Below are 24569 nucleotides of genomic sequence, written 5' to 3' on the forward strand. Positions count from 1 at the left end.
CCCGTCTAGGTCGTGCGACCTATGAACGTGTCGCATAACGAACCGGGGAAAGGGGCAAATGCGGCCCAAGCGCTATTCGTGCAACGCGGTCCAGTCGAATTGAAACCAGATGACAGACGCACAACAAATACTCGACACCGTCCAATCTGATCCGGATGAGCAATTGATCGTTGATCGAATTTATTCCGCCGTAATGGAACAAAAGCTGGCTCCACGAACCAAATTGAGTGAACAAACCTTATGTGAGACCTTTGGCGTTGGTCGCATGCGCGTCCGCCGCGCATTGTTGTTGTTAAGTAGCCAAGGCATTGTTGAACTTCATTCCAACTGCGGTGCATTCATTGCTTGCCCAAGCCCCGAAGAAGCCCGAGACGTGTTTGAGGCCCGCTTGATGATCGAAACCGGTATCGTTCGGGATTTGACGCGAGAAATTAGCAACGCGGGGGTCAAAGCGTTGCGGCTTCATATCAAAAAGGAAGATGAGGCTAGGGCAAGGAACGACCAAACAGAAATTATCAGGCTCTCTGGTGAATTTCATGTCGAGTTAGCTAAATGCCACAACAACGCAGTTCTCACTCGCGTCGTCAGGGAACTGGTGACCCGGTCTTCTCTGATCGTGGCGCTGTTTGGAACCAACAAGGACTCATCTTGCCCCGATGATGAGCACGCGTCGATCATCAATGCGATCGCGAGTGGTGACCCGCAATCTGCGGTAGACAGCATCCAACACCACCTTCTTCACGTTAAAAACAGCCTGGATCTGGAAAAAACCCAAAAGGTTGAACCTGATCTGGCTAAGATACTCACCGGACGCATGTAATTGGTTCTGTCGCAAACTCCGTCCGAACAGGATCGTTGAACTAAAAGGGCATTCTGGCCGGGCCTTTCTGAAAACGTGCCGCCGAAGGAATCCGAGCGATCCGTGCAATACGGTCGCTTCCCGGCACGCGACCAGCCCGTCACTAAGGACAATAACCTGTTCGTCATGGCAGGGCACCGCCAACAATCTGGGGCTGCTGAAAACTCGGCAGCCCCATCGTTTCGGAACAAGTTGGAAACGGCGTTACTTCCCTCGATAAACCAGCCAGTCCGGCAGAATTGCGAGCGCGCGGATCACCCAGGAAAACGGCGCCGGGAAATCCGTGCGGAAACGGCGCCTTGTCATGGCCTTCAACACACGGGTCGCGGCATCTTCGGGCGTCATCAACATGGGCATACGGAATTTGTTTTTCAGGGTCAGGCGGGTCTTGATGAAACCGGGATTGATCAGACGCACAAATACTCCGCTGTCTCTAAGATCAAAACGCATGGTTTCGGCTAGGCTGATCAATGCAGCCTTGCTGGCGCCATATCCGATCGCGGCGGGAAGACCGCGATACCCCGCCAGCGATCCGATCAGGGTAATGTCGCCCCGATCCTGCGCAACCATCCTTGGCACCACTTCGCCCAGGACACGCATCGCCCCGGTGAAATTGACATCCACCATGGTCAACGCGGTTTCGCTGTCCCACTCTGTTGTGCCCATGGGTTCGTAGGCGCCAACATTATAAATCACACCGTCCACATCACCCGCCGCCTGCGCCGCGCGACGCACGGAGTCGCCATCGGTCACGTCCAGCGCAAGCACGGTTGCACTGGTCAACTCGGCATTCAGGGTATTCAGTCGCTCGCGATTACGCGCCGACAAGATCAGGTGCGCACCTTCTGCGTCCAGTCGCTTCGCAAGGGCTCGCCCCAATCCTTCGCTAGCTCCGATGAGCCAATATGTCTTGTTTAGGAAATCGGTCATTTGCCGACGTCACCTAACGGCTGGCTTTCGCTTATAAGAGCCGCGGGCGCAGGGCGTTTCCGAAGAAACGGCGCGCGTTTCAGATACAGGATCGCCGCCTGCCAATGGATCAGCGCCAAAACCCGCACCGCACCCAAGGGTCGGCGGACGGCGGCCCAAAGGAGCGACCTGTTTGTTGCCGCACGCCGCTCTCCGGATAGCGTAGCCAGAACGCCCTGGTCTTCATTTTCAAAGGAAATGCGAATGTCGATCCGTGTTTCACTGAAGCCGAAATTGAACCGGTAGTGACCAGCAATTCTCTGAAACGGAGACACGTGCATGAGTTTCTCGGCAACCAGAGTGTCACTACGTGCGATCGGGCGAAATCCTTCGTGTGCGCAAAAATAGCAATGTCGCTGGCCGAAGGTGCTATTAACCTCGGCAACAAAGGCCCTCGGGGTGCCATCAACCAGCGCAATCCAAAAGCTGACCGGGTTGAAATGAAACCAAAGGAAGCTTGGCTGGGTCAGAAGCAAAAGTTGTGCGTCCTTGGTTCGTAACCCACGCTCTTGCAGAACCTGCTTGAACCACGCCAACCCGCGCCCGTCACCCCGTGTTCCGCCATGCTGACGATCCCACAGTGACCATAGATTGAACCGGTTTCGCGACAACAGCCAAGGCGCCTTAACACCAAGATCGGTCAACACAAAATCGACACCGTAGCTGAAGGTGTTCTTCAGCTTTCCGCGTCGGGCATGCAGGGTTTGGGCCTGAATATGTTCCAGCATCATGTGTCCTATACGCGGCTGCGCGGCTCATGGATCAGAACGCGTTGAATACTATTCTCGTGCTTTTCTGATCCAATTTGACCGGCGCCGCGTAACAGCCTCATAACGTTGTAAAGATGAGGACGGCATGTTCGATCAGATTCACGGCCCAAGAAAGAAAATCGCAATTGTCGGCGGTGGTATATCGGGCCTCTCGTCCGCCTATTATCTGGCGCCCTACCATGACGTCACCCTGTTTGAAGCATCCCCGCGTCTAGGCGGGCATGCCCGAACCGTGATGGCGGGCAAGAACGGCGACCAACCGGTCGACACCGGTTTCATCGTGTTCAACTACGTAACCTATCCCTACCTGACGCGGCTGTTCCGTGATCTCGACGTTCCGGTGATCAAGAGCGTGATGAGTTTCGGCGCCAGCATCAATGATGGCTGGCTGGAATACGGTCTGAACAACGTGGGATCGATCACTGCGCAAAAACGTAACCTGCTGCGACCGCAGTTTTACAAGATGATTGCGGACATCATTCGCTTTGGAAAGCGTGCCGAGGCTGCCGCTACGGATGACAACAAGACCATTGGTGAACTGGTCGAGGAGCTGGGCCTCGGCGATTGGTTCCGCAACAACTACCTGATGCCGATGTGCGGAGCGATCTGGTCAACCCCGGTTGAAGATATAGACCAATTCCCGGCGAAATCGCTGGTACAATTCTTCCGCAACCACGCACTTTTAGCCGGCTCTGGCGAACATCAGTGGTGGACGGTGAAAGGTGGCAGCATCGAATATGTCCGCCGGTTGGAATCCGCGCTTCTGGCTCGCGGCTGTGTCATTCGCACCGATGCACCGGTTCGGCATGTCCAGCGCGACACGCATGAAGTGCGCATCTTTGCTGACAAGGGCCTATCGGCTTCTTTTGACGAGATCATCATGGCTTGCCATTCGGACCAGGCCCTCCAGATCTTGGGGCAAGACGCGACACACGCCGAAGCCGCCGCTCTTGGTAACATCCGCTATCAACCCAATACGGCTGTTCTGCATTGTGATGAAAATCAGATGCCCCGGCGGCGCGCCTGCTGGTCGAGCTGGGCGTACCGGTCGCAGGATGGCGACATCGGCCTCACTTATTGGATGAACAGGCTGCAGAATATCCCTGAATCCGATCCCCTGTTCGTCACCCTGAACCCGTCGACCGAGATCCCTCAGGACAAAGTTTATGACGTAGCGAACTTCGCCCACCCGATGTTTGACAAGGCAGCGCTCAAGGCACAGCGCGACATTCGGGAAATGCAGGGACGCAACCGGACATGGTTTGCCGGAGCATGGAACAGGCACGGGTTTCACGAGGACGGTATCGCCAGTGCAATGCGCGTCGTGCGCGCCCTGAATGAACGTCACCTAATCACAGGAATGGAAAATGCGCTTAATCAACAAGGCTCTGAAATCGAATTTTCTATCGACCTGCGAGCGACTGCATGACGGGCAGCTGATCCTGCGCACCCCCGAGGGCGAGCGCTACTGGCCCAGCTACTTTGCCATGCTCAAGCGCAGCTTGGCCGAGGGTGGGCGCGTGTTGTTGCAAGCGATCACCGTCAAAGACAGCTTTTTTGACACATACAAGTCCTCGTCCGATTACATCCGCCAATACGTTTTCCCTGGCGGCATGCTGCTGTCGGACCGTGTTATCGAGGCCCAAGCCAGTAACGCTGGATTCGCAGCTTGCGACAGCTTTGCTTTCGGGCAGGATTATGCCCGAACCTGTCGGAACTGGGCCAATAACCTTACCGCGCAAAAGCGTCGCGTTTCGGAATTGGGATATGGCGAGAGCTTCTTCTGCAACTGGCAGTACTATCTCGAGATCTGTGCCGCGTCCTTTGCCGTGGGGCATACCAATGTCGTTCAAGTGGAGATGGCCCATGCGTAGTTTTGTCTTTGCTCTTGCCTTGCTCGCCTCGCCAACGGGTACGCAGGCGTCCGCAATCAAATCTGTGCTGCCCGATGCCGAAACGCGCGGCACGGCAACTTTTCGTTATATAGGCTTCCCGCTCTACGAAGCTCAGCTCTTCACCAAGTCCGGAGCACCTCTGGACTGGAGCAAGGATTTCGGGCTCGAGCTGAAATACCTCCGCAACCTGACAGAACTTGATCTGGTCGAAGCCACCATGCGCGAACTGAGCCGTACCGGGGCCACCCTGCCAGTGCGCGGCCAGTTGGAAATGTGTTTCAACGATGTACGCAAGGGTGACCGCTATGTCGCCATCTCCAAGGGGCCAAACCAAATCGGGTTCTGGCACAATGGAAAACGGGTTTGCACGCTAAGCCATCCTAGGATCAAGAACAGGTTCATGTCGATCTTTCTTGGCGAAAACACACGTTCGGAATCCTTCACCCGGAAACTGAAGGGCGAGTGATGCTTTACCCGCGTGTCAGCCTCTATGCGCTGATGCTGGCCGCGGCTGGCATTCCGCTTTACATCCACTTGCCGCGGTTTGCTTCGGTTGAGCTTGGCATCGGGCTGGGGGCAATTGGCACGATCCTGTTGGTCATCCGGCTGGTCGATCTTGTTCAGGACCCACTGATTGGCTGGGCAATCGACCGCTGGCCACGGGCACAAATCCTGTTTGCCAGCGCCGCGGCGCTTGGGCTGGCCATCGGCTTTCCATTGCTATTCACCGCTCAACCGGGGCCAAACGCGATTCCAAGTCTGGTGGCAGTCCTTGTTCTGCTCTTCTCGGCCTACAGCCTTGGCATGATCCTGCTCTATGGACGCAGCGCCACTTTGGCAGCCAAACCGACGCCACGCTCTCTGATGACGCTGGCGGCGTTTCGTGAGGGTGGCATGCTGGCTGGCGTGGTGATTGCTGCCATTGCACCGGCTTTCCTTGTCACCTTTGGGGCCACCGGTCAGGGATACGAAGCGTTTGGCCTGTTTCTTGGAGCGCTGGCCCTTGTCGTTGCCGTGATCACCCTGCCGATCTGGCGTCGCGAACCCATCGAAGGTGACCGTATGTCCCTTGGTGCGCTCCGCCAAACTGGCGCTCTGAGACTTCTCGTGTTGGCACTGGTCAACAGCCTACCTGTTGCCATTACCTCGACATTGTTTCTTTTTTTCGTGGAAGACCGCTTACAACTGCCGGGCAAAGCCGGCCCCTTGTTGATCCTGTTCTTTCTCAGCGCAGGTTTCAGCGTGCCGCTATGGGCCCGTCTGAGCCAAAGAATGGGCTCGAAAGCCACGCTGTTGGTCGCCATGCCCTTGGCAATCCTCGGCTTTGTCGGGGCCGCGTTCCTAGCACCCGGCAGTCAGGTTGGCTTTGCCGTGATCTGCCTGGCATCCGGCGCCGCCCTGGGGGCCGATATGGTTATCCTTCCGGCTATGTTTTCGGTGGCGCTGACCCGGGCGGGTCTAAAGGCATCGTTAGCTTTTGGCATCTGGTCCTTTGCGGGCAAACTTGGCCTTGCTGTGGCCGCTTTCGCTGTTCTGCCCGTGCTGGAAAGCAGTGGCTTTAGACCCGGCGCGACAAACAGCACTGAGGCCCTGAATACATTGAACATCTCTTATGCCGTCCTTCCCTGCATCCTGAAACTCGGCGCCTTGGCGCTTGTCCTGGCGCTTCCTACGGAGAACCCAACCCAATGAAACTCCTTACTGCCCTGCTCATTCTTGCCGCTCTGGTCATGGCGGCAAAGTCCATGTTTCTCAGTTTTCGCGCACAAACCCCGTCAGACTATGCCGATACAAGCCCTGCCTTTTCGCTCAAAACCCACCTGAGCGGTGAAATCCTCTCCGAAGGTCTGATTTATGGCCCAACCGGAAAGATGACGAACAGCTTCGTTGCCAGAATGGTCGGTGAATGGGACGGCGACACTGGTACGCTGAGCGAAGAGTTCACCTTTTCAAACGGCAAAAAGCAAAGTCGCAAATGGTTCCTGAAGCTCAGCGACGGCAACACGTTCACCGCCACCGCCGACGACATTGTCGGCGAGGCACGAGGGGTCGTTTCTGGGTCAACAATCAAGATGGAGTACAAGATCATTCTGCCGAAAGATGCTGGCGGTCACACGCTGACAGCAATCGACTGGCTTTACCTAACCGAAAGCGGCGTCATCATGAACAAATCTGAGATGCGCAAATTCGGCTTCAAGGTGGCCGAGCTGATCGCGACCATGCGCCCGGACCACGAAGCACGACGCTGAACCGGGATGGGACCCGAACAGAAGGACCTGTCCTGATGAACAAAATCTACCCATTCTTGCGATGACAGTTGCACTGGCGTCTGTTGTGTTTGCGCCGTCTCCGTTGATGACAGATGAATTCGCAGGCTACCGGCCCGAACAGTTTCCTGTCACCATGGACTTCTGGCCGGATCAACCCCCGGGGTGGGGCTTTGGCATCTGGGGTGTGATCTATATTGTCTGACGTCAGCGCTAATGGGACAGTTTAGGTTGATTTGATAAGAGAGGGTTTCTGGCACATCGAAACCACCAAGGAGTGGAGATGAGACAGACACCCGGAATCAAGCAGAGCCATGGCGAGATGGTCGTCAAGTCGCCGCCTATGCGCCAACAGGACAGCTTTGCGCTCAGGGACCTTGCCGTCGCCAGATGCGTAGAGCTCTGCAAAAGATCGCATTTCCGTCAAAGGCACTCCTGTCGAGCGAAGTGACGCCAATAACTCCAACCAATCGACATCTGTCTTCTTGAACCTGCGTTTGCCATCCGAGCCGCGTTGGATGAAGGGCATAGCCCCGATTTCTCATGGAAGCGAATTGTCGAGATGCTGAGCCCGGTGAGTCCGGCAACTTCTGAAATCATCATACTATCAGACCCTTTCGCCCAGGCTCCTACAGTCCTGAAGCTACTTCAGGTCAAGCGTCTTTTATAGAGCTTCTCAGCAATCGGCTTTCGACGACAGTGCAGCATAGGATAAATAGGACTCTCAACTTCCATTAGATTGGTCGCCGCATGCCCTACTGCCAGATGGTAGCGCTCAGGCAAAAAGGCCATTTGCAAACAAATCAGGCGTTCGCCCACTGCCCGCAATGGGTTTCTTTCAACGTGCCCTGTCCGGCGTGTCTTCCGGTTCACGTGCAATCAGGGCTTCGATCTGCTGCGTGACAGGTTCCGGCAACGCACCGTGCGAGAGAGCTTCCACAAGTCCTTCGATCTGTTCGACGGTGCGAGCGCCTGGAAGCCAGATCGTTTTCATCGGCACGAAGGGCGAATTGGACGGCGAATGGCTGTCCATCACGGCAGTTGGAGCATCATGGCTACCCTTGCCGCGTTTGGTGTGGCGCTGTTCAGCGCGCGCGATTTGCTGGCGGCCGCACGCAGCACGCGGTTGAATGCCGTCAACGCGGCCTCTCTGGTCACGCAACTCGCGCCCCGACAACATCTGCTGATCACGGGTGGCACCGGTTTCATCAGGCAACGTCTGGTCGAGGCCCTGGTTGCTGGTGGCCACCACGTCACCGTCCTGACCCGCAACCTGCAAAAGGCCGACGCATTGCCCCATCCGGTACGCCTGATCACCTCACTCGAGCAAATTGACAACACAGAGCGCTTTGACGCCATCGTCAATCTGGCAGGTGAGCTGGTGGCAAACGCGCATTGGACGCGTCGGAAACGCCCGCATCCTGCAGTCTCGGGTCGTGATGACGAAAGATTTCGTCGCACTGATCCGCAGGCTGGATCAAAAACCATCTTGCCTAATCACCGGTTCCGCCGTGGGCTGGTATGGGCCGCGGCAAGACGAGATCCTCACCGAAGACGACACCTACCACCCCGTCTTCATCCATGAGGTGTGCGACACATGGGAGCGCGCCGCTGCGCCAATCGTGGGTATGGGCATCCGGGTTGTGCAACTGCGTAGCGGTCTGGTGCTAGGGGTAGAAGGCGACATGCTGGCCCGAATGCTGACACCTTTCGAATTTGGTGCCGGTTGTCAGCTGGGGGATGGACAACAGTGGATGCCCCGAGGAACGCCGCGCCCGCCGCACAACGCCGGAACCCAGACGAATCCCAGTGTTGCGCGAGGCAAGGGTAGGACGTGTTACGGCTTGGCTTGCTTGTTGGTGCACAGACCCAGAAGCGCATAAATCGGGCAGAATTTCATGAAGGCCGTCAGCACAAACACAGCTCCAAGCCAACCCCAGGGGCCGATGGTGCCGGTCAGTGCCAGAAGGATCAGCACGCCACCGAGGATCAGGCGCAGAACCCGGTCGACAGAACCAACATTAGACGTGAATTGCATGGTCGAATCTCCTTGATTATCTGGTCCAAGATTCGCTGTTTTCCAAACCGTGTTATGTGACGAGGTCACACAACTCCCGTTCTGGCATGGTGGTGCAGGGCTGGGCGATCCTGCAGATAAATCACACCTCGCTCAAGCCTGACCCATCCCCGATGTTCAAAATCCTTGAGGATACGGGACATGACTTCGCGTGCGCTGCCCAGTTCGGCCGCAATGCGCTGGTGCGTGGTGCGGATATCGCCCGAATGTGCGCCTTGATCCAAAAGCCACTGCGCCAATTTCAGGTCCATCCGGTTAAGTAGAAGATCATCGATAACCTCGGACAGTTCAACAATGCGTTGTGAAAACGCCATGAAGACCGCACCTCGAAATTCTGCATCTGTGGCCAGCAACGTGTTGAACTTGTCCCGCCCGATGGCCAGCGCCGTCACCGGCCCCTCGGCATAACCGAACCCTGAATAGGGGATGTCCGACAACATGCACGAGGTCGTCATAACGCAACTGTCGTACGGGCCAACCCGATAAAGAACAACGGTCCGCCCTGACGGGCTGGTTTGTTCCACTCGGACGATGCCCGAACGAATGATCAAAAACACCTCACCGTAAGCGCCCGGTGCAAACAGTTGGTATCCGTCTGGTATGGCCAGACGACTTCCTTCGGACTTGAGCCGGTCGAGAATTGCCTGGCTCCAGTTCTGTTGGGTCACTGCTTTACCTCCGTATCACGCTCTCTTCCGGGTTTTTTGCCTTGGGACCCTCGCGGGCAAACCCAATTAATCTGTGACGAACCCATCTGCACAGGATCAATGTTGAAGATTCTGTCAATTCAAGCCTTGAATACCAACACCTCATGGGTCCGAAACGAGTTCCATTATCTTTTGGAAGGCTTCCCCATTCCTACGGGTTCCCCGGAACGACTGTCCCCGTTGCGTTTGAGTGCCGGAACGTCAAAGTCATCGCTGTCAGATGGGCGGAAGTCGAGATGACTTCTGAGAGCCGATTACCGGCCTAACAACTGGCGGGACAATCGCCTCTCCAGCTCCGTCTGTGCAGTTCTCAAAGAAATCTGCGACAGAACCTTATTGTTTCAAGGATGAATATCATTCTCAGGGCACCTCGAGATCATAGAAGTGTTCTGCGGTTTCTCTGAACACAGCCGATTGGGCCTCAGCCGGAACCAGATCACGGTAAGCCTGTACCAGCGATGTGTAATTGCCATAGAGTTTGTCGACCGGGAAATTCGAGCCAAACATGACCCTCTTTGGTCCGAATTGTTCAAGGCAAATCTCCACGATCGGGCGAATACTCTCAGGCGCCCAGTTGTGATCGAACATGCCCAGACCTGAGAGCTTGCATGAGACGTGCGGCAGATCGGACAGAGCGCGCAATCTTTGAGCCCAGCTTTTCAGGCCCGCCGGAGTGCGGTCATATGGTGATCCGGCATGGCATAGAGCGACTCGTGTATTCGAGGCTTGCGCGAGAACTCGGGTGGTTTTTCCGATCAAATCAGGAATGAGCTGCAGATCAAAGCTGAGGTCACGCCGTCCAGCCTCCTTCAGTCCGTCCAGAAACCGCGGATCGTCCAACAGGAAATTGGTTCCCGTCTGCGCGTCCTCTCCGGGTGCGCGCCCGACGATCTGGCGCACACCGCGTACAGTTGGAAGAGCCTGAAACGTATCAAGCTGGGCGTGTAGGTCAGCCGAGGTCAGGTCACAGAACACAACCTGCGCCATTGGCCAGTCTGGATTGGTTTCGGCGACAGCTTGAACCCACCGGGCTTCGTCCAGACCGTTTTTGGCTCCCACCTGGATATGGATCGAGGCACCGACTCCGCAGGGCGCGGCTTCGGACCGGAACTCGCGCAGTAGATAATTCCGTTGAATCGGCGTCGGGTCGCCAAAGAACCTTTCCACCCCGCGCGCCATCAGCCAGGGGTAGTTTACAGCTTCAAGGTCCCAAAGGTGGTGATGGGCATCGATCCAGCCGGTCATGTTCGCGGTACTTTCGACATGCGCCCCAAAATATCGACACCCTGTTGTTTCCAGAAGTGCAGCAGGTCAATGAAAACCCAGTTCTCGGCCAGCTTGTCACCCGCGCGACGATAGATGTCGATCACACGGAATTCACCGGCCTTGTCTGTGGCGGGCATACCCATGAACCCGCCGGTGGGCCGCGCCGTGAAATTCGGCCAGCCGAAAAAGCCGCCATAGTGACCCTCAGCCAAGCGGCAAATGTGCTTGGTCTTCGAGCGGTCCGTTAAGGATGCGCGGAACGGGCCTGAGTGCTGCTTTGCATAACGCTCAATCGTATAGGTCGCACCGATCCCGGCGGGCCCCCACCAAATCATGTCTTCGCTCCATGTCTGGCGCAATTCTTCCTCAAGGCTCAAGCCGCTGTTCCATTGGCCGAGATCGGAAATCATGGCATTGATCGTGTCGAGAGTTTTCTCGCCTTCTTCGGCAGGCTGCGGGCTGAACATCAACCCGTCATGCGTCATCGGTCCGGGTTGAACCAGATGGGCTGCAGTTTGAGGCGGGAAGGGCTGCAACCCGACCTGCATCATGAAATGCGGGATGTCGAAATACATCGCCGTTTCGGCGATCTTGCCATTCTCGATCTTGTTGAACTCACAATAGCGCAAAAACGCCATCTTGCCCGTGGGGGCGATGCCCAGCCACGCATTGTCGAACAGGCCCATCAGATGCCCCATTGAAACAACCCAGACCGAGGTGAATCCGTCCATCTCGTTTTTTCCGGCCATGAACACGTCCATCCGGCGCTGCATTTTCCTTAGACTTTGCTTCAGGGGACGCCAGAATGCCTGTGCTACGTCATGGGTGCCCCGAAGCTCATCAAACGGGTGGAAACCGCGCCACAGGTAGTCTTCTGTGCAGAACTCAGACAACGTGTTGGCGATATCCGATTCTTTTACGCTGCTGAGCGCCGTGTAGTAATCCAAGATGATCGATTTTTGGATTTCATAGGACATTATTATTTTCTTTCAGTTCTTTAGTCGCTGCCAAGGGGCGAATTGCGAGGAAGATGAAGTCGGCTTTTGCACACGCATGCAAAAAAAGCTTGCCAGATGTTTCTTTTGTTGTCTATGGTTTTGCAAGCGTATGCACTACGAGTGCAACAGGGAGGACAGAATGGCCGAAATTCAACTTCGCAATGTTGGAAAGCGTTGGGGATCGTTTGTCGGAGTTGACAATTTTGACCTGACAATAGCCGACAAGGAATTTCTGGTACTTCTTGGGCCGTCAGGTTGCGGAAAGACCACGACAATGCGCATGATTGCTGGCCTCGAGGACGCATCTGAGGGCGATATTCTGATCGATGGTGCCCGAGTAAATGACATGGAGCCCAAAGACCGCGATGTTGCGATGGTGTTCCAGTCATACGCGCTCTATCCGAATATGAATGTATATGAGAACATTCGCTTCCCGCTTAAAGTTCGCGGTATTGACCCTGCTACCCATGACGAAAAAGTGCGGCGCGCTTCGGCCATGGTTGAGTTGGATGACTTCCTGCACCGCAAGCCAGCGGAATTGTCTGGTGGTCAGCGTCAGAGGGTTGCCTTGGCTCGTGCCATAGTGCGCGAGCCGAACGTGTTCCTTATGGACGAGCCACTATCCAACCTTGACGCAAAACTGCGCGTTTCCACCCGCGCACAGATCAAGAACCTCAGCCACGAATTGGCGGTCACCACGATCTATGTCACCCACGACCAGATCGAGGCTATGACACTGGCTGATCGGGTGGTGATCATGAAACAGGGTGTCGTGCAACAGGTCGGTACTCCGGTCGATATATATGACACCCCCGCCAACACCTTTGTCGCCAGCTTTATCGGCAACCCGGCAATGAACCTTGTCGATGGCGAGGTTCAGGGTGGCGTGTTTCGCGCCAAAAGCACTGAGGTACACGGGTTGAACGCGCCCGACGGTCCTATCACGCTGGGGTTTCGCGCCGAGGACGCCAATGTTGTGGAAAGCGGCGGCGAGATCAATGCACCGATCTATACACAAGAGCTGTTGGGCGACAGCACCATGGTCTCGGTTCGGATCGGTGGTGCGCTGGTCTCGGTCAAGGCCGACAAAACCTATCGGGCCGAAATCGACGATCAGGTCTCGATTCATATCCATACCGACCACTGCCATCTGTTTGATGCGCAAACTGGGGCTCGCCTGGAAGGCTGAGAACCGCAAACGACACCCGTTGGGACGGGGTAACCAGGGTGCAGACTTCGAAGATGCACCCATCCATCTAGGGAGGAATATTGATGTTTCTGAAGAATATTGCATTGGCCGGCTCGGTAGCCGCCTTTGCCGCAAGCGCAGGATATGCCTGCGAAATCGGCGCACGTGTCAACATAGTCGGTAATGAATTTGCGGCCATCCAGGCCGTCGCAGCCGGAGCAAAGGAATGCACCGGAGCGCCGGTAGAATCCAACCTGACATCCGAGCACCAGACCATCAACGTGGCTGGCCTGTCAGGCAATCCGTCGGAATACACAACCGCAATCATCGCCAATAGTTCGGTTGTGGCACTGATGAACGAAGACGTTATTCGTCCGCTCAATGATCTGGTGGAAAAATATGGCCAGGACCTGCAGCCTGGGCAGCTGATCAAGATTGGCGACAACATCATGGCCGTCGCCTTTATGGCGAACGCGCAGCATCTGATGTATCGCAAGGATGTTCTGGAACAGGCTGGCGTCGAAGTGCCGACCACCTATGAGGAAATGCTCGAGGTGGCCGAGGCCATTCGTGCGCAGGGCATCATGCAAAACCCGGTTGGTGGAGCCTATGCATCGGGTTGGAACCTGGCGCAGGAATTCAACAATATGTTCCTTGGCTATGGCGGCAGCCATTTTAAACCCGGTACGGCGGAACCCAACGTGAATTCTGAGGCCGGTGTCAACGCCCTGAACATGATGAAGGCTTTGTCGGAATACATGAATCCCGACTTCCTGACGCATGACTCTAATGCCACCAATGCCGAATACCGCGCTGGCAACGTTGCGATCATGAATATGTGGGGCTCGCGCGCATCGCAGCAAACCACTACCGAAGGTGTGCTACAGGAGGTGATCGATGGCCATGCGATTGGCGCTCCGCTGACGGTTGGCGGCGGCACCACACCAGCGACGACCCTGTGGTGGGACGGTTGGACTGTCGGAAAAAACATTCCGGATGAAGAAGCTGAGGCCACGTTCATTGCTATGAAGCACGGCATCCGCCCGGACATGCTGAATGATGAAACCACGCCTCTGGCAGTTTGGCTTATCGAAGGTTACCAGCCTGGTAAAGATGCCCAAGGTGTGTTTGCGGCAGCCAAGATGGGTACACTGCCCTATCCCATGTTGCCTTACATGGGCTTGATGCACACGGCGCTCGGCAACGAACTTGCGGACTTCATGCAAGGTAAGGAATCAGCCGAGCAGGCATTGGCCGATGTCGAGGCTGCTTATCGGGCTGCCGCCATCGAGCAAGGTTACCTTCAATAAGATGTGCCTTGTGCGGGCGTTCTTGAACGGCGTCCGCACAAACACACCGATGAGAGGATTGCAACGTGCGCCATAAGACATTCCTTTGGTTCTTCTTGCCCACAGGTCTTGCGATGTTGTTGTTCATCGCCATGCCTATTGTCTCGGTGGTGACCCAATCGATTTTCGCCCCGCACCCGGCCGTTCTGTTGGAGGTTGAGAACTGCACCCCGCTTATCGGATGCACAACCGAGACCACTGTTGATCAAGCGGCCACTGCGGCCCTTCGCGCCGAGCAACCTCTGGGCCGGTTTGTGGGATTGGACATTTACTTTAATCGAGGCCATCTGGCGACACAGGAGTTTGGTCAAATCTGGGCCTCGAGTGACAATTGGGGCGAGTTTTTCTCGGAGCTCGGGAATTTGCCCTTTTATCGGGCAATGGCGTTTACGCTGACCTTCGTAGCTGTCGTGACACCGCTCACAATTGTATTGGGGCTGTTGATTGCGTTGGCGGTCAACTCCTTGCACCGGCAACTCAAGGGTCTGATGATCTTTTTCTCTCTTCTGCCCATGATTGTGACCCCGCTGATCGGTTCGCTCATCCTGTTTTGGATGATTGACAGTCGCGGGGTGATCGGAAACGCCCTCGTATATCTGGCCGGAGATCCGAATTTCAGCCTAAAAGCCTCAACAGGGCTGATGTGGGTAGCACTGATGGTCTATGGTGTTTGGCACGCCGCTCCTTTTGCCTTTGTCGTGTTCTATGCTGGTCTGCAAACCTTGCCCCAAGACCAGATCGAGGCTGCCCAGATCGACGGGGCTACGCGCTGGCAACAGGTCAAATTTGTGGTTGTTCCCCACCTCATGCCTCTGGTCACATTTGTTGCGCTGATCCAGTTGATGGATAACTTTAAGGTGTTTGAACCTATCATCGGCTTCAGCGCACAAGCGCATGCGCAATCACTCAGCACCTTCATCTTTTACGATCTCGGTGGCGAGACTCGGCAACTGTCTTCCGCTGCCGCTACCTCTGTGATGACGATAATCGGGGTCGCCATTCTTCTGTCGCCCGTGCTTGTCCGCACCTGGCGCGATTTCAAAGGAGCGAGATAATATGGCCAGCCGCGCACAAAGAATGCCTACAAGCCTTCGGATCGCCTCGTCCCTGTTTGTGCTCCTTTGGTTTATCCTGGCCGCCTTTCCGTTCCTTTGGACGGTTTGGGGATCGTTCAAGGTCGAGCTGGATTTCTTCTCGATCGCTGACTGGACCAACGCCCTGACCGGCGCCCGAACCGAAGCGGTTTATGGCTCCCCGTTCACCACCACCGGATATGAGGGCGCATGGATTCAGGAAGAGTTCTGGCGCAATGTTCTGAACACCGGGATCGTGTGTTTCTTTGTAGTTACCATCTCGCTGACCATCGGAACGTTAGGGGGTTACGCCCTTTCGCGGTCAACCTATAACTACACATTTTGGCTTTTGATCACGGCGTTGATTTTCCGTGCAATGCCGCCAATCACTCTGGTCTCAGGATATCTTCTGCCCTTCTTTGAATGGAATGTTTGGGGGATTCTTCCGACCACCATTATCGTGCTGGTGGCAATCAACCAGCCGTTCACCCTGTGGATGCTGCATTCCTTCTTCAAGAACATCCCAAGCGAGTTGGATGAAAGTGCTAAGGTCGACGGATGCAACCAGTTTCAGGCTTTCCGACGCGTGATCATTCCGGTGATGTGGCCGGGTGTCATTACCACCGGGCTGTTCTCCTTCCTGTTGGCCTATAACGATTTTGCTGTGGGCGCGATGCTGCTGTCCGAAAGCAACCGCACCATGGTGCCTGCCATCGCCGCCTTCCTCGGTACAACACAGACTGAGGGCAACGTGATGTTTGCTGTTGCGGCGGTGGTTTCAGCCACAGTTCCACTGTTCCTCCTGGTGATGTTCTTCCAGCGTCAGATCGTGGGCGGCCTAACCGCCGGGGCTGTGAAAGGCTGACACAAATGGGGCGCACTCATCCTCAGTCCGTATCTGCCCACGCGCACGCAGCCAGCCTGAACTTGGCTGCGCGCCGGGCCCGTCGGCCGGGACGAATTCCATTTGCTTTGATGCGCGCAGGTCCTCGTGCCAGCACACCGTCACAGCGAATAGGAACACGTTCTAAAAAGGAAAGCGCCATGAACAAGCGCGCAAATCGCCCAGCGATGGGTATTGCTACCGGAACCACGTTTGAAAACAAACAGCTTTATCGTCAGTTTCTCGAAAGCTTTGATAAGGGCCTCGGCGAGACCATTGAGACGGCCGCCAGCGAGATTTTCGCCGCAACGGCCACTACCGAAGCGAGCCATCCGATCAATGCAGCCCCCGATGGCAACGGCTACGTCAGCTCTGTCATCTTTGCGATATCAGAGGCGTTCGAGGGGCTCACCCGTCAGAACTATGTGGTCACGGGTGGCGAATACCTGGGAAGCGAGTGGGTCACCTCAACCGGGTATTTCCATGGTCATTTCACGCGACCGCTTTGTGGTATTCCACCCAGTGGCAAACTGGCATTTCTGCGGTTTGGTGAGTTCCACCGAATGGAAGATGGCAAGATCGTCGAATCCTATGTCTTCCTCGGCTTTGCAGAACTGATCATCGCACTCGGCCTCTGGCCTTTGAACCTACAGGGCTATGAAGGTGTCGTGCCGGGTCCGGCAACTCATGACGGCATCGTCATTGGGCCATCAGACCCAGCGCAGTCACGCGCCACAGCAGATCTGGTCGAGGACATGCTAATACAGCTGACGACCGAAGACCAAAGCTGGCGACCTTATTGGGATGACCGAATGGTGTGGTACGGTCCCGGCGGGCTAGGCTCTTATGCGACAGTGGATGCGTTTGCCGGCTTCCAGTCCCCTTTCGAAAACACGTTCGAGGGCTGGGGCGACGGCACGGATGCAGGCGTCACCGGCGTTGGTTCGAATTGCAAGGCCGGGGATGGCGACTATGCGTTCCTGTGCGGCTGGCCGCAGATCACCGGCGTCCACGTCAAACCCTTCCTGGACCTGGAGCCAACGGGAAAGCGCGTTTTTATGCGTGACTGCGACTGGTGGCGCTGCGCAGACGGCAAGATCATCGAGAACTGGTGCATGCTCGATATTCCACATCTGCTGTTGCAACTGGGTTACGACCTTTTTGCCGAAATTTCTGAACAGACCCAATGAGCTGTTCTGCCAGACATAACGCCATTGCGCGCCACCCGGCGCTCAACCGGATGCCAAGGGATTTTCTGACAGCAGGCTGACCTTCCCAGTCGACACAGAAAACCCCTTGGTAACCATAAAAGGAAAAGACACATGAAGGGCTCCCGCCCCGAACAGGCCGTGCTGACACGTAACACGGACATGAGAAAAACCGACGAGACCCGCGCCGTGATCGAGGGCATGGTCGATGGTTTGAATGATCACCGCATCGACGATATCGGCGAATTCTTCGCCGAAGGGTTCCGCTGGATCGGCAACCAGGGCTGCGGCACCAAAACTGGGCTCAAGGAGTTTCAGAACAACTGGCAGCGCCCGTTCCAGGCAGCATTTTCTGATAAGACCTGCATCGACGAGGCCCGACTTTACATGGGCGAGTGGGCTGCCGCTTTTGGCCGACAGGAGGCGACTCATTCGGGCGAGTTCTTGGGCATCGCTCCGACGGGAAAGCGGGTCGAGATCCGTTACATGGATTTCTGGAAAGTCGTCGATGGCAAGATCATCGACAATTGGGTGAATGTCGACTTCGCCCATGTCGCCACGCAGCTTGGCGTTGATCTGTTCAATGGCGAAGGCTGGGAAGCATTTGACCGGGGAGAAAAAACTCCACCCCGGCCTGAAAACTGAGGATAGAGACAATGGCTATTGAATACCTGAAACGCGGCAAACCAGAAGCTGACCGAGCAGAAGACGATGCCAAAACCCGAGCTGTTGTCGAGGCAACGCTGGCGGATATCGAAACCCGCGGCGATACCGCAGTGCGTGAGCTGTCAGAGAAGTTCGACAATTACTCGCCGGAATGCTTCCGTCTAAGCCAGGATCAGATCGACGAATTGATCAACTCGCTGACTGAACGCGAACTGGCCGATATCAAATTCGCGCAGAAGCAGGTGACGAGCTTTGCGCAGGCACAACGCGACTCGATGCTGGATATCGAGGTTGAAACTCTGCCAGGAGTGATTTTGGGTCACAAGAACATCCCTGTGCAGTCGGTTGGCTGCTACGTGCCGGGCGGCAAGTTCCCGATGGTGGCATCGGCGCATATGTCGGTCGCAACAGCAAAGGTTGCGGGTGTTCCGCGCATCATCGCATGTACCCCGCCGTTTCAGGGCAAACCCAATGCGGCCGTAATCGCAGCGATGCATCTGGGCGGTGCCCACGAGATCTACGTGATGGGTGGGATCCAGGCTATCGGCGCCATGGCGATCGGGACTGAGACCATTGATCCGGTTCACATGCTGGTTGGCCCCGGCAACGCCTTTGTGGCCGAAGCCAAGCGCCAATTGTTTGGCCGGGTGGGTATCGATCTTTTTGCCGGGCCGACCGAAACCATGGTGATCGCAGACAAAACTGCTGCGGACGCCGAGCTTTGTGCGACCGATTTGCTGGGACAGGCCGAGCATGGCTATAACAGCCCCTGCGTTCTCGTCACCAACTCGCACAAGCTGGCCCAAGAAACACTGAGCGAGATCGACCGAATCCTCGGAATCCTGCCCACCGCAGGTACCGCCAAAGTCAGCTGGGAAGAATATGGCGAGGTCATCGTCTGCGACACCTATGACGAGATGCTGCAAATGGCCGAAGACATTGCCTCCGAGCACGTTCAGGTCATGACCGACCGCGACGACTGGTTTCTGGAAAACATGACCTGTTATGGCGCGCTGTTCCTGGGGCCGCGCACCAACGTGGCCAACGGCGACAAGGTGATCGGAACCAATCATACACTGCCGACCAAGAAGGCCGGGCGCTATACCGGCGGGCTCTGGGTCGGCAAATTCATGAAAACCCACAGCTATCAGAAAGTCGTCACTGATGAGGCCGCGGCGATGATCGGCGAATACGGCTCGCGCCTGTGCATGCTGGAAGGCTTTGTCGGCCATGCCGAACAATGCAACATCCGCCTCCGGCGTTACGGGGGCATCAACGTGCCGTATGGTGAAGGCGCACCATATCGCGAGACGGCGGAGGCGTCTTCGTAAGCGGGACGAATCTTGCGCCCGGAATCGACCGGGGCGCTACAGAATTTTTTGGATAAGAAGTTAACACGATGCGAGATTTCGCAATGGATACTTACTCTACCCACAAGGCCCTGATCGCGCCCCTGCGCGAGGCTATGTATAAATTCGACGAAGCCGGGGTACGAGATGCGCTGGAGGCGGTAATCGCGCCCGATGCTGCCATCCACATGTTGTATCCATTCGGAGATCTGACCGGCCCGCAGGAACTCTATGACACCTGTTATGCGCCGATACTAAAATCCATGCCCGATCTTGAGCGTCGCGACTGGATCGTAATGGGTGGTCGGACAGAACAGGGCAACGACTGGGTCGGCTGCGGCGGCCACTACTTCGGCACCTTTGTCGCCCCCTGGCTGGACATCCCGCCGACCGGGCATTTGGTCCATATGCGGTTCCACGAATTCTACCGTTTCGAAGAAGGCAAGGTTGTCGAGATCCAGACACTCTGGGATATTCCCGAAGTCATGATGCAGGCGAATGCCTGGCCAATGGCCCCGTCTCTGGGGCTGGAGTTCTGCATTCCCGGCCCGGCGTCTCTGGATGGCGTTGTATCCGGACCGTGGGATGAGGTGAAATCTCTGGCCTCGTGCAATCATATCGTCGACATGCTGAAACATCTTGAGAAACACCCCAGCCAGGGTGGGCCCGAAGTGATGGAGATGGAGCGGTTCTGGCATCCGCGCATGAACTGGTACGGCCCCGCCGGGATCGGGACAGCGCGCGGTATCGCGGGATTCCGCAACTGGCACCAGATTCCCTTCCTCAACGGAATGCCCGATCGTGGCCAGCACGCTGACGAGATTACCTTTCATTTTTTTGGTGATGGCGACTACGCCGCTGTGACTGGCTGGCCGAACATGATCCAGACCGTCACCCATGACGGCTGGATGGGGATTGCGTCTTCGGGCAAACGGATCACTTTGAAGTCACTTGATTTCTGGCGTCTGGAAGGTGGGCTGATCCGCGAGAATTGGGTGTTGGTCGATCTGCTGGACGTGTATCGGCAATTGGGCGTAAATGTTTTTGCCCGACTGCGTGAGTTCAATAAGGCACGTGTACCGGGCACCATCCCATTCCCGGTCGGCGAGGTCTGATATGCCCCATTTTCCCAGCACCCCCAGTTTCGACCTGAGCGGCAAGCGAGCTTTGGTCGCCGGAGCCTCGTCGGGCATAGGCATGGCCTGCGCTGTGGCGCTGGCGGAACATGGTGCTGAGGTCACTTTGGCAGCGCGCCGTGCAGGTGCGCTGCAGGATATTGCAAAAGATATGTCGGCGCAGGGATGGTCTGCCAGGGCTCTGGAACTGGATGTTTCGGACGTGGCGGCAACCGCTGAAGCTGTAGCGCAAAATGGGCCGTTCGATATTCTGCTGAACTCAGCCGGGCTTGCCCGACACGGCAAGGCCGTGGAAACACAGCCTGAAGATTTCGATGCGGTGATAGGCGTCAATGTCAAAGGTGCATATTTCCTGACCCAGGCTGTTGCCAAAGGCCTACTCGACGTCGGCCGTCCCGGTTCACTGATCAATATCTCTAGCCAGATGGGCCATGTTGGTGGTCGCGAACGCGCGGTTTATTGTGCGTCGAAATTCGCGGTTGAAGGCTTCACCAAGGCGATGGCGCTTGAGTTCGGACCGTCAAAGATCCGGGTTAACACGATTTGCCCCACCTTCATTCTGACGGATCTGACAAAGTCGACTTTCGACGATCCGGATAAGCGGACCTGGATTCTGGACAGGATAAAACTGGGTCGCCCGGGAGAGATTGAGGACATCATGGGGGCGGTGGTTTATCTGGCCTCGGACGCGTCGGCGCTGGTGACGGGCACGGCATTGATAGTTGACGGAGGTTGGACGGCAGACTGATGGCGACACAAAAAGTTACATCACTGGAAGTTGCCCGTCTCGCCGGGGTCAGCCAATCTGCGGTCAGCCGTGTGTTCACCCCCGGCGCGTCAGCGTCGAAAAAAACCGTTGAAAAGGTGCGCAAGGCGGCCAAGGAACTGGGCTATCGCCCGAACGTTCTGGCCCGCGCTGTGGTGTCCGGGAAAAGCCGGATCATCGGGCTTGTCGTGGCCTATCTGAACAACCAGTTCTATCCCGAGGCGCTGGAGAAGCTGACAAACACGTTACAGGAACGTGGATACCACGTGTTGATATTCATGGCTTCGCATGAGTCTGGAAACATCGACAATGTGGTCGAAGAAATACTCGACTTTCAGGTCGAAGGGATCATCGCCGCTTCGGTGGCTTTGTCCTCGGATTTGTCCGACCGCTGCCGAACGGCCGGTATACCGATGGTGTTGTTCAATCGGGCACAAGATGACACGGCAATGTCGTCAGTTACATCCGACAACGTTGCCGGTGGTCGAAAGGCGGCTGAGTTCCTGTTGGCAGCTGGGCACCAAAAGATTGGATATATCGCCGGGTGGGAAGGAGCTTCGACCCAGCGTGACCGCGAAACAGGGTTTGTTGCCGCCTTGCAGAAAGCCGGGGTTACGCTGCACGCCCGTGAGGTAGGAAATTTTTCGACGGAAGAAGCCCGACAAGCCACGCTGAGGATGTTCGAAGCCGATCCGCCTGATGCTGTGTTTGTCGCCAACGATCACATGGCCATTTCCGTGATGGACACGCTGCGGTTCGAATTAGGGCTGAATGTTCCGGGCGACGTTTCGGTCATCGGGTACGACGATGTCACTGTCGCCTCATGGCCAGCCTACAACCTGACCACCATTCGACAGCCTGCCAATCGCATGGTCACCGAAACTGTCGATATTCTGCTTGGCAAGATTGAGGACCCCGATGCCGGCCCGCGTCGGGTCGAGATTGACGGGCCGCTGATTGTTCGAGGCTCCGCCCGCATACCTGAAGGATGGAAGACATGAAGGGATTTAATCACAAATTCAAAGACTTTCCCGATTACATAATAGGAATCACCAAAGAAATCTGGGAAGATCGCGGCATTGCGACGCTGCACGACTATTATGCCCCGGACATCGTCGTGCGTTCGCCTGGGTCGGTGGTTGTCGGAAATCAGAATGTCATTGCTGCCACTATGGCGACCCTTGCAGAGTTCCCTGATCGTACACTGTTGGGCGAGGATGTTATCTGGTCGGGAACGCCGGAAGAGGGCATGCTGTCGTCGCATCGCCTTTTATCCACCGCGAGCCATCTCGGTGACGGTGTTTATGGCAAGGCGACTGGCAAGAAACTGATCTACCGCATTCTTGCCGACTGCCACGCAATAAACAACCAGATCAACGATGAGTGGCTCATCCGCGACCAGAGCGCGATCGTGCAGCAGATGGGCTGGGATCCCAAGGAATACGCCCGCGATCTGATCGCGCGCGAGGGTGGGCCAGACGCCTGCGTGCAGCCCCTCACGCCCGCGAACGATAGGCCCGGCCCCTATAAAGGCCGTGGCAATGACAGTGAATGGGGCCAGAAATACGCGGATATCCTGACCCGGATCATGAATGCCGATATGAGGGTGATCGAGGCTGAATACGACCGCGCTGTTCTGTCAGAATATCCCGGCGGCACGACCGGCCACAGTTGGAGGCCGGTTGATAGGTTCTGGATGGGTCTGCGCGCAGCGTTCCCACGTGCCGAATTCAAGATCCACCATCAGATCGGCCGTGACGACCCGATGATGCCGCCGCGCGCCGCGATCCGCTGGTCTTTGCACGGCAAGCATGACGGCTGGGGCGTGTTCGGCGTGCCCACAGGGGCCGAGGTCTTTGTGCTGGGCATCAGCCAGGCCGAGTTCGGTCCGTGGGGTCTGCGCAAAGAATACACCTTGTTTGACGAAACCTCGATCTGGAAACAGATTCTGCTGAAGACCGGTGATCTCTAGAATGTCGCACCGTATCTCAAATCTGGATGCCGGGCAGGCGTTGCGGCGGTACCACGCCCATCGCGCCAGCCTGCGCGCCCGGCGGCTGAACAATCGCCCGCCGGGTGGTTTGGATTGATTTCATCAAACCCAAATCAAAAGGAGAAAAGATATGAGTACCATCGAAAGCCGCATCGTCCGTTATGGCGAACTGAAGCCTTGTAAAACCGCGTTCATCGACGCCCACACGCCAGGTTCAGACCAGAAAGAGAACTTTACAATCATTGGCGGCGGCGTCAGCGAAAGCCCGGATCAACACGTCCACATCACCGACAAGATCGGGTTCAACATCGGCGCAGCGGGGCAACCGCCGAAATGCCGCAACTCACTGCACAGTCACACTACCGCCGAGGTGTTCTTTGTTGCTAAAGGTCGTTGGCGGTTCTTCTGGGGTCGTTATGGCACGGCGGGCGAGTTCATCGCTGAAGAAGGTGACATCTTCAACATCCCGACCGGCATCTTCCGCGGGTTCGAGAACGTCGGCCGGGACTATGGCATGATCATGTCGATGCTGGGCGGTGATGACGCTGGTGGCGGCGTGACCTGGGCTCCGCAAGTCATTCAGGATGCGCAGGCCCATGGCCTGATGCTGGGCAATAACGGCGTCCTTTACGACAGCAAAAAAGGCGAGGAACTGCCACACAATGTGCAGCCCATGCCGCTGCTGACCGAGGAAGAGCTGAAAGCCTACCCCGAGGTTCCCGTTGATGCGGTGATCGGAAAATATGTCGCTCGCTACTGGGACCTGATGGCGCTGGCAGCGGACAAGCCTGCGGTTGTGATCGGTGAAAATGGCCTGATCAAGGACAAGCCAGGGTTCGAGGTTGATTTCCTGAACCGTGGCTCGGCTGTGGCCGAACAGATCAAGGCGGACAAACCCGTGGTTCTGATGCCGGCCAGCGGCCATTGGCGCATCAGGATCAATGAGGTCGAGACCACCCTGTCCAACGGCGACACCGCACTGGTTCTGCCCGGCGAAAGCTACAGCGCCGAGCCTTCGATGACCGGAGAAGCGGGGCTGTATCGTATCACCGCAACCGACGATCCGGCAGGCGCGACCTGGACGGGTGCATAACGCCAAAATTGCGTGTCCCGGTTTCATTCGGGGCGCGCTTAGCGCATCCAGCGCCG

Annotated in this window: 27 protein-coding genes and 1 pseudogene; 20 read left to right on the top strand and 8 right to left on the bottom strand. The window is 56.5% G+C overall.

The window, feature by feature from the left end; all coding sequences use genetic code 11:
* Window positions 1-109 precede the first annotated feature (109 nt).
* Window positions 110-820, top strand: a complete 711-nt coding sequence (locus ACR0ID_RS17975; RefSeq protein WP_480607579.1) for a GntR family transcriptional regulator — start codon at window positions 110-112, stop codon at window positions 818-820.
* 243 nt (window positions 821-1063) lie between these two features.
* On the opposite strand, the gene ACR0ID_RS17980 is transcribed toward ACR0ID_RS17975, so the two are convergent.
* Together ACR0ID_RS17980 and ACR0ID_RS17985 are read right to left on the bottom strand one after the other, a co-directional pair.
* Window positions 1064-1789 carry an SDR family NAD(P)-dependent oxidoreductase gene (locus ACR0ID_RS17980; RefSeq protein ID WP_480555759.1) on the bottom strand — a complete coding sequence of 242 codons (726 nt, stop codon included), beginning with the start codon at window positions 1787-1789 and terminating at the stop codon, window positions 1064-1066.
* The gene (locus ACR0ID_RS17985; protein ID WP_480607582.1) at window positions 1786-2556 is read right to left on the bottom strand and encodes a DUF1365 domain-containing protein; all 771 of its coding nucleotides are present in this window, start codon (window positions 2554-2556) and stop codon (window positions 1786-1788) included. The genes ACR0ID_RS17980 and ACR0ID_RS17985 overlap by 4 nt, the downstream gene beginning before the upstream one ends.
* A 127-nt stretch (window positions 2557-2683) precedes the next feature.
* Here ACR0ID_RS17985 and ACR0ID_RS17990 point away from each other — a divergent pair, with 127 nt between their 5' ends.
* The 6 genes and pseudogenes from ACR0ID_RS17990 to ACR0ID_RS18015 all read left to right on the top strand — a co-directional run bounded on the left by ACR0ID_RS17990 (window position 2684) and on the right by ACR0ID_RS18015 (window position 6965).
* Complete coding sequence (locus tag ACR0ID_RS17990) at window positions 2684-4027, top strand: NAD(P)/FAD-dependent oxidoreductase (protein ID WP_480555757.1); 1344 nt, start codon at window positions 2684-2686, stop codon at window positions 4025-4027.
* Between the two features lie 28 nt (window positions 4028-4055).
* Window positions 4056-4472 (top strand): annotated as a pseudogene (locus ACR0ID_RS17995) (class I SAM-dependent methyltransferase); the annotation flags it as partial.
* A complete protein-coding gene (locus tag ACR0ID_RS18000; RefSeq protein ID WP_480607585.1) occupies window positions 4465-4959 on the top strand; it encodes a hypothetical protein in 495 nt (164 codons plus the stop codon). The pseudogene ACR0ID_RS17995 and the gene ACR0ID_RS18000, both read left to right, overlap by 8 nt.
* Entirely contained in the window at window positions 4959-6185 is a 1227-nt protein-coding gene (locus tag ACR0ID_RS18005) for an MFS transporter (RefSeq protein WP_480607588.1), read from the top strand. Before ACR0ID_RS18000 ends, ACR0ID_RS18005 begins: the two co-directional genes overlap by 1 nt.
* Window positions 6182-6742 carry a DUF3833 domain-containing protein gene (locus ACR0ID_RS18010; RefSeq protein WP_480607591.1) on the top strand — a complete coding sequence of 187 codons (561 nt, stop codon included), beginning with the start codon at window positions 6182-6184 and terminating at the stop codon, window positions 6740-6742. Before ACR0ID_RS18005 ends, ACR0ID_RS18010 begins: the two co-directional genes overlap by 4 nt.
* Window positions 6743-6803: 61 nt before the next feature.
* Window positions 6804-6965, top strand: a complete 162-nt coding sequence (locus ACR0ID_RS18015; RefSeq protein WP_480607594.1) for a hypothetical protein — start codon at window positions 6804-6806, stop codon at window positions 6963-6965.
* 218 nt (window positions 6966-7183) lie between these two features.
* Here ACR0ID_RS18015 and ACR0ID_RS18020 read toward each other — a convergent pair whose 3' ends face one another.
* Window positions 7184-7363: a MerR family transcriptional regulator gene (locus ACR0ID_RS18020; RefSeq protein ID WP_480477906.1), complete on the bottom strand. Its 180-nt coding sequence runs from the start codon at window positions 7361-7363 to the stop codon at window positions 7184-7186.
* A 235-nt stretch (window positions 7364-7598) separates the two neighbouring features.
* Window positions 7599-8060 (bottom strand): hypothetical protein, encoded by a 462-nt coding sequence (locus ACR0ID_RS18025; protein WP_480607624.1) that lies wholly within the window; start codon window positions 8058-8060, stop codon window positions 7599-7601.
* On the opposite strand from ACR0ID_RS18025, the gene ACR0ID_RS18030 reads away from it, so the two are divergent.
* Complete coding sequence (locus tag ACR0ID_RS18030) at window positions 7992-8345, top strand: hypothetical protein (RefSeq protein ID WP_480607621.1); 354 nt, start codon at window positions 7992-7994, stop codon at window positions 8343-8345. The two genes, ACR0ID_RS18025 and ACR0ID_RS18030, sit on opposite strands and share 69 nt — an antisense overlap.
* A gap of 252 nt (window positions 8346-8597) precedes the next feature.
* On the opposite strand, the gene ACR0ID_RS18035 is transcribed toward ACR0ID_RS18030, so the two are convergent.
* From ACR0ID_RS18035 to ACR0ID_RS18050, 4 genes are all read right to left on the bottom strand, one after another.
* The gene (locus ACR0ID_RS18035; protein ID WP_480520765.1) at window positions 8598-8798 is read right to left on the bottom strand and encodes a YgaP family membrane protein; all 201 of its coding nucleotides are present in this window, start codon (window positions 8796-8798) and stop codon (window positions 8598-8600) included.
* Window positions 8799-8863: 65 nt separating this feature from the next.
* Window positions 8864-9505: a Crp/Fnr family transcriptional regulator gene (locus ACR0ID_RS18040; protein ID WP_480520767.1), complete on the bottom strand. Its 642-nt coding sequence runs from the start codon at window positions 9503-9505 to the stop codon at window positions 8864-8866.
* Between the two features lie 399 nt (window positions 9506-9904).
* A complete protein-coding gene (locus tag ACR0ID_RS18045) occupies window positions 9905-10789 on the bottom strand; it encodes an amidohydrolase family protein (protein ID WP_480484723.1) in 885 nt (294 codons plus the stop codon).
* Complete coding sequence (locus ACR0ID_RS18050; protein ID WP_480484722.1) at window positions 10786-11787, bottom strand: nuclear transport factor 2 family protein; 1002 nt, start codon at window positions 11785-11787, stop codon at window positions 10786-10788. The genes ACR0ID_RS18045 and ACR0ID_RS18050 overlap by 4 nt, the downstream gene beginning before the upstream one ends.
* 160 nt (window positions 11788-11947) lie before the next feature.
* Between ACR0ID_RS18050 and ACR0ID_RS18055 the strand changes: the two genes are divergently transcribed.
* The 12 genes from ACR0ID_RS18055 (at window position 11948) to ACR0ID_RS18110 (ending at window position 24513) form a co-directional block, all read left to right on the top strand.
* Window positions 11948-12997 carry an ABC transporter ATP-binding protein gene (locus ACR0ID_RS18055; RefSeq protein WP_480484721.1) on the top strand — a complete coding sequence of 350 codons (1050 nt, stop codon included), beginning with the start codon at window positions 11948-11950 and terminating at the stop codon, window positions 12995-12997.
* 83 nt (window positions 12998-13080) lie between these two features.
* Window positions 13081-14307, top strand: coding sequence for an ABC transporter substrate-binding protein (locus ACR0ID_RS18060; protein ID WP_480520773.1), 1227 nt, complete (start codon window positions 13081-13083; stop codon window positions 14305-14307).
* A 65-nt stretch (window positions 14308-14372) separates the two neighbouring features.
* On the top strand, window positions 14373-15401 hold the full coding sequence (locus ACR0ID_RS18065) for a carbohydrate ABC transporter permease (RefSeq protein ID WP_480520775.1): 1029 nt from the start codon (window positions 14373-14375) through the stop codon (window positions 15399-15401).
* Between the two features lies 1 nt (window position 15402).
* Entirely contained in the window at window positions 15403-16284 is an 882-nt protein-coding gene (locus ACR0ID_RS18070) for a carbohydrate ABC transporter permease (protein ID WP_480477928.1), read from the top strand.
* Window positions 16285-16463: 179 nt separating this feature from the next.
* Window positions 16464-17492 carry an ester cyclase gene (locus tag ACR0ID_RS18075; RefSeq protein WP_480477930.1) on the top strand — a complete coding sequence of 343 codons (1029 nt, stop codon included), beginning with the start codon at window positions 16464-16466 and terminating at the stop codon, window positions 17490-17492.
* Window positions 17493-17624: 132 nt separating this feature from the next.
* Entirely contained in the window at window positions 17625-18155 is a 531-nt protein-coding gene (locus ACR0ID_RS18080; RefSeq protein WP_480555746.1) for an ester cyclase, read from the top strand.
* An 11-nt stretch (window positions 18156-18166) separates the two neighbouring features.
* Window positions 18167-19507 (top strand): histidinol dehydrogenase, encoded by a 1341-nt coding sequence (gene hisD / locus ACR0ID_RS18085; RefSeq protein WP_480607599.1) that lies wholly within the window; start codon window positions 18167-18169, stop codon window positions 19505-19507.
* A gap of 83 nt (window positions 19508-19590) precedes the next feature.
* On the top strand, window positions 19591-20640 hold the full coding sequence (locus tag ACR0ID_RS18090) for an ester cyclase (RefSeq protein ID WP_480607602.1): 1050 nt from the start codon (window positions 19591-19593) through the stop codon (window positions 20638-20640).
* Window position 20641: 1 nt separating this feature from the next.
* A complete protein-coding gene (locus tag ACR0ID_RS18095) occupies window positions 20642-21409 on the top strand; it encodes an SDR family NAD(P)-dependent oxidoreductase (protein WP_480607605.1) in 768 nt (255 codons plus the stop codon).
* Window positions 21409-22428, top strand: a complete 1020-nt coding sequence (locus ACR0ID_RS18100) for a LacI family DNA-binding transcriptional regulator (protein WP_480477938.1) — start codon at window positions 21409-21411, stop codon at window positions 22426-22428. The genes ACR0ID_RS18095 and ACR0ID_RS18100 overlap by 1 nt, the downstream gene beginning before the upstream one ends.
* Window positions 22425-23399 (top strand): nuclear transport factor 2 family protein, encoded by a 975-nt coding sequence (locus ACR0ID_RS18105; protein WP_480607608.1) that lies wholly within the window; start codon window positions 22425-22427, stop codon window positions 23397-23399. Before ACR0ID_RS18100 ends, ACR0ID_RS18105 begins: the two co-directional genes overlap by 4 nt.
* A 151-nt stretch (window positions 23400-23550) precedes the next feature.
* The gene (locus ACR0ID_RS18110; RefSeq protein WP_480607611.1) at window positions 23551-24513 is read left to right on the top strand and encodes a cupin domain-containing protein; all 963 of its coding nucleotides are present in this window, start codon (window positions 23551-23553) and stop codon (window positions 24511-24513) included.
* Window positions 24514-24569: the final 56 nt, after the last annotated feature.

The sequence above is a fragment of the Ruegeria sp. AL2 genome (assembly GCF_056540845.1).